Origin of the sequence: Nocardiopsis ganjiahuensis DSM 45031 (assembly GCF_000341085.1) — a bacterium.
Taxonomy (GTDB): Bacteria; Actinomycetota; Actinomycetes; order Streptosporangiales; family Streptosporangiaceae; genus Nocardiopsis; species Nocardiopsis ganjiahuensis.
Genome location: NZ_ANBA01000010.1, coordinates 1 through 5,407, shown reverse-complemented (window position 1 = coordinate 5,407; position 5,407 = coordinate 1). Strand labels below are relative to the sequence as shown.

General features: G+C 72.0%; 5 protein-coding genes. 1 reads left to right on the top strand and 4 read right to left on the bottom strand.

Going from position 1 to position 5,407, the window contains the following annotated elements:
• Positions 1-1,144, top strand: a 1,144-nt coding sequence (locus D458_RS0115090) for a glycosyltransferase family 2 protein (protein WP_017587588.1), incomplete at its 5' end; no start/stop codon positions are given.
• A 118-nt stretch (positions 1,145-1,262) separates the two neighbouring features.
• On the opposite strand, the gene D458_RS0115085 is transcribed toward D458_RS0115090, so the two are convergent.
• From D458_RS0115085 to D458_RS33555, 4 genes are all read right to left on the bottom strand, one after another.
• The gene (locus tag D458_RS0115085; protein ID WP_026119326.1) at positions 1,263-1,718 is read right to left on the bottom strand and encodes a MaoC family dehydratase; all 456 of its coding nucleotides are present in this window, start codon (positions 1,716-1,718) and stop codon (positions 1,263-1,265) included.
• A gap of 83 nt (positions 1,719-1,801) precedes the next feature.
• Complete coding sequence (locus D458_RS0115080; protein ID WP_026119325.1) at positions 1,802-2,929, bottom strand: enolase C-terminal domain-like protein; 1,128 nt, start codon at positions 2,927-2,929, stop codon at positions 1,802-1,804.
• Between the two features lie 548 nt (positions 2,930-3,477).
• Positions 3,478-4,596 carry an alanine dehydrogenase gene (gene ald / locus D458_RS0115075; RefSeq protein ID WP_017587585.1) on the bottom strand — a complete coding sequence of 373 codons (1,119 nt, stop codon included), beginning with the start codon at positions 4,594-4,596 and terminating at the stop codon, positions 3,478-3,480.
• Between the two features lie 137 nt (positions 4,597-4,733).
• The coding region (locus tag D458_RS33555) for a dihydroorotase (RefSeq protein WP_017587584.1) at positions 4,734-5,407 on the bottom strand (674 nt) is incomplete at its 5' end.

Genomic DNA, 5,407 nt, shown 5'->3' with positions numbered 1-5,407 from the left:
CGCGGCGGGGCGGGCCGAGAAGCTCTTCGACCTGGAGAGCGCCGACCCGCACTGGGTGGAGCGGTTCATCGACCGGCACGACCGGCTGCGCTCGGCGCACCATGAGGCCTTCAAGGTGTTCGTGGGCGCGACCGGTTCCCTGCACCGGAGCCTGTTCGACGCCGCCGGAGGGCTGGATCCGGCCCTCATCCTGGGCGGCGACAGCGAGTTCGGCTACCGGGTCGCCCAGAGCGGCGCGGTGTTCGTCCCGGACCTGGACACCAGCAGCTGGCACCTGGGCCGCTCCCAGATGCAGGAGAAGAGGGACGCCGGTACCCGCTACCGGATGCCGTACGTGTCCAACCGGGTGCCCGACTTCCACCTGCGGCGCAAGCGCCCCGAGCGGCAGTGGGAGGTGCCCCTGGTCGACGTCGTGCTGGACGTGGCCGGACACACCCTGGAGGACGTCGACACCACCGCCTCGGCGCTCCTGTCCGGGACCACTCCGGACCTGCGCCTGTGGCTGGTCGGCCCGTGGAGCACCCTGCACGAGGACCGCCGCTCCCCGCTGGAGGAGGACGTCCTGGACCTGCGCCTGGTGCACGAGACCTTCCGGGGGGACCCGAGGGTGAGGTTCGTCGAGAGCGCGCCGAGCACCGATCCGCGGGTGCCCTACCGGTTGTACCTGGACGCCGGACCCAGCCCTTACCGCAACGCCCTGGCCGAACTGGTCCGCACCTGCGACGCGACCGCGGCCGGACTGCTGTGCGCACCCATGCCGGGCGCGCTCACCGCCGACGAGGGGATGCTGCGCCTGGAACGGGTCGCCGCCTTCGGTCGGGCCCGCCACCTCGCCCCAGGTGCCACCGGTCGGGACCTGGACCGGGTGGTGGAGGACGTCCACGGAGTCCACTGGATGCCCGCGACGGACATCATCCGGGCCGCGGGGCCGGAGGAGGCCCAGCTGGAGGCCCCGGCGTCCGCGAAGACCGGGACGGGAACCACGGAGGAGACCTCCGAGGAGGTCTCCCACCTGCGCGCCGAGCTGGAGCGGTCCAGGGCCAGGGGCGACCGCCTGCGCCGCCGGGCGGAGCGGGCCGAGCGCAAGCTGCGCTGGTTCACGCCGGGCCTGGTGCGCCGGGCGCTGCGCCGACTGGTCCGGTAGGCCGCACAGCGATGACCTCGCCACCGGAGGCAGGGTGGTCGCCGATCAAGCACTCGAGCGGCAGGCCGGCAGACCTGCCCGGCCTGCCGCTCGACAGGGAAGCGTCACCGGGAACCGGTCAGGGGACCCAGAGGCCGAGGCTCTCGGCGACCAGGGCGGGGCGCTCCTGGCCCTCGATCTCCACGGTGTGCTTGGTGGAGACCAGGTAGCCCTTGGGGGTCTCCTTCACCTCGCTGAGCTCCACCGCGTCGCGCACCCGCGAACCCACCGTGACCGGCTGGAGGAAGCGCACCTTGTTCAGCCCGTAGTTGATGGACATCTGAGGCTTCTTCGTCAGCGAGAAGATGCTCTGCGAGAAGTGCGCCAGCAGCGACAGGGACAGGAAGCCGTGCGCGATGGTGGTGCCGAAGGGGCCCTCGGCGGCCCGCTCCGCGTCCAGGTGGATCCACTGGTGGTCGTCGGTCGCGTCGGCGAACTTGTCGATGCGGCTCTGGTCGATGGTCAGCCAGTCGGTGTGGCCCAGGTGTTCACCCTGGGCGGCGACGACCTCGTTGATGTCGGCGAATACGCGCACCACGTCTCCACGTTCGTTAGGGGTCCGATGCACTCCGGGGGGACCGGACGGTGGTGTGCGCCACCCTACCTAACGGTGTTCGGTTATGTGGCGGCGGCACCCGGGTCCTTGCCCGCACGGGCGCCCAGCACCAGGGTCCGTGCCGTGAAACCGGACAGTGCCACCCGGTCGACGTCATGGCCCAGCCCGCTCTCGGCCAACGGCACCGGTACCACGCCGTCGTGCGCGCGCACCGGCGGAACCACCAGGTCACGGCTGCGTCCGCCCGCCCCCGGCATCTCCACCGGCAGGCTCGCCCCGGACAGGGCGGCCAGCGCGACCGTCGCCGCACGGCCCACCCCGGTCACCGCCGAGGAACCGCACCACACCTGCCAGCCGGCGTCCACCGCCCGGTCCACCGCGCGCCGGGCCGCGGTCAGCCCGCCCAGCCGGGCCGGGTCCACGTTCACGGCGCGTCCGGCCTCGGCCTGGACCGCCTCGCGCAGGTCCTCCACCGAGGACAGCGACCGGTGCAGGGCCACGGGGGTGCGCAGCTCCGCCGACAGCCGGGCGTGCGCGGCCAGGTCGTCGGCGGCGAAGGGGTCCTCGATCGCCAGCAGCCCCAGGGCGTCCAGCGAGCGCAGCGCGTCCAGGTCGGAGGAGGACTCGGTGTAGCGCCCGCCCGCGTCCACCTGCAGGACCAGGAACGGGAAACTGGTCTGCACCGCCCGGACCACGTCGGTGTCCCAGCCCGGTTCGACCTCCAGTCTGATCCGCCGGAAACCCGCGCCGACCTGGCGGTTCACCTCCGTGACCACCGACTCCAGGGTCACCTGCCGGGGCAGGGTCACCCCCGCGGTGAGCGCGGTGCGCTCCCCGCCCAGGGCGTGTGCCAGCGGGGTGGCGCGCTGCCGGCTCCACAGGTCCCAGCAGGCGGTGTCGAGCGCGCCCACCAGCGCCGGGTCCCAGGGCAGGTCCGCGAAGGCGTCGGCCACCTCGGTCGGGCGGCGCCAGTCGTGTTCGAGGAGGGCGGGGGCGAAGTCGTTCGAGAGCGCGTCCCATTGCTCGGGGGTGGCCCGGGACACCTCACCCCAGCCGCTGACCTGGCCGTCGGACACCCGGACCAGCGTCGGAGCGGCCCGGCCGACACCGCGCCCGGTCAGTGACGGCCGCAGCCGCACCAGCTCGAGCTCGACGATCCGGGTCACCGTTACCGCTCCGGTGTGTGTCACTGCAGTCCCACCTCATGTGTTCGGGCCCCGGTCACGGGCCCCACGGTCGGAGGGGCCACTCTTCGACGGTACCCCCGCCCGACCGGCCCGACTACCCCGTCCGGAGGAGCTGATTCGCTCAGGGGCCCCAGGTCGGGCGGGCTTTGACCGGATGGGATGCGGTTCGTCTGGGCTTGGCCATGGCGTCGCTCACGCCGGTGGAGGACCGCGGAGCGGTCTCCGGCCCCACCTCGGGTGAGGTGCGCACGAGCCCGTTCGGTGCCCTCCCGCGGGAGCCGGGGCCGCGTCGCCCACGACGGCCGTTGGACACGACCGAGGGGCCGCCCGGACGGACGACCCCTCGTGTTCCTGCTCGGGAATCCCTAGGGAGTGTTCCGCGGATGCTTTCGGTGGGCTCGGCGCTTGCGCCGATGACTGTGAGCGGCCGTCCAGGCAATCTCTCGCCAGACGATGAGCGAGGTCAGCCTGGGGTTGGCCGTCCGAGTGATATCGGCGCAGCGAGAGGCAGCCTGGTGGTCGCGAACCCGAAATGATCCAAGGAACACGACCTAGGAGGCGAGTACCTCGGAGAGCTCCCGGTGCTTCATCCCGTGGGCCTCGGCCACCGGGGCGTAGACCAGGTCACCGTCGTGGGTGTTGAGGCCGCCGGCCAGGGAGGCGTCGTCCCGCAGGGCCTGCTTCCAGCCCTTGTCCGCCAGGGCCACCGTGTACCGCAGGGTGTCCTTGGTGAGGGCGTGGGTGGAGGTGTTGGGGACCGCGCCCGGCATGTTCGCGACGCAGTAGAACACCGAGTCGTGGACCGCGAAGGTCGGGTCGTCGTGCGTGGTGGGACGCGAGTCCTCGAAGCAGCCGCCCTGGTCGATCGCGATGTCCACCAGGACCGAGCCCGGGCGCATCCGCGAGACGAGCTCGTTCGAGATGAGCTTGGGCGCCTTGGCGCCGGGCACCAGGACCGCGCCGATCACCATGTCCGACTCCAGGACGGACAGCTCCAGCTCGAAGGTGTTGGACACCACCGTCTTGACCTGGCCCCGGTACAGGGCGTCGATGTGGCGGAGCTTGTTGACGTTCAGGTCCAGCACGGTCACGTCCGCGCCCATGCCCACCGCGATCTGGGTCGCGTTCAGCCCGGACACACCCGCACCGATCACGGTGACCCTGGCCGGCCGCACCCCCGGGACGCCGCCCATCAGGACGCCGCGGCCGCCGTTGGGCCGCTGGAGCGTCACCGAACCCACCTGGGGGGCGAGCCGTCCGGCCACCTCGGACATCGGGGCGAGCAGCGGCAGCGAACCGTCGGGCAGCTGCACCGTCTCGTAGGCGATGCCGGTGACCCCGCGCTCCAGCAGCGCGTCCGTGCACTCGCGGGAGGCCGCCAGGTGCAGGTACGTGAACAGGGTCTGGCCCTCACGCATGCGGTGGTACTCGTCCGGGACGGGCTCCTTGACCTTGAGGATCAGGTCGCCCGCGGCCCACACCTCGTCGGGGGTGGCCAGGATGCTGGCCCCGGCGGCGATGTACTCGTCGTTCGTGATGGAGGAGCCGATGCCCGCGTCGTGTTCGACGAAGACCTCATGGCCCCGCCGGGTCAGCTCGTGGACACCCGCAGGGGTGATCGCCACCCGGTACTCGTGGTTCTTGATCTCACGGGGCACGCCGATGCGCACGGTTCCTCCAACTGGTATCGCCATCGATACCTCCCACTGTGACCTGCGAAGGCACATCCACGCTATCGCCAATGTGCATAGCCATGCGCTGCCATGTTGACAGCATGTAAGCCAGCTGTGTGCGGTGTGACACGGGTCTACCGCTGTGGATGTGCGATGACCCCGATCGTCGAGTCCGCTCCGTTCGTCGCCCCGACAGCCCCGGCCGCCCCAAGAGGCGCTTCCGAGGCCGCCCGGGCCGATCGCCCCGACACCCACACCCGGGCCACCCGTCCGGTCAGGCGCATCCCGGCGTAGGGGCTGGGGTCGGACTCCGGGACCGACTGGGTCTCCTGGTCCTCGAAGGCCACCAGGTCCGCGTCGAACCCCTCCCGGATACTGCCCCGGCCACCCAGCCCCAGCAGCTCCGCCGGGGTCCGCGAGGTCCACCGGACCAGATCGGACAAGGACAGCCCTCGTTTGCGCGCCGCCGTCCACAGCGCCGACAGGCTCCACTCCAGGGTGTGCAGGCCGATCGCGGGCAGGTGGCCCGAACCGACGGTCAGGATCGGGGAGTCGTGCTCCAGCAGCGCGCTCCACAGCGCCTTGCGGTTGGCGTCGGAGCGCAGCGGCGGACGGCAGGCGTGTGCCGGTGACTCCGGCCCTGGGTACTCCGAGGGCAGGCAGAGGTAGTGCGGACAGGTGTGCGCGGTCATCTCCACCCCCACCGAACCGGCCGCGGCCAGCAGGGCGGCGCACTCCGCGGCGGTGAAGGGCGCCACGTGCGTGCGCGCACCCACCACCCGCGCCGCCGCGATCACCCGTTCCAGCC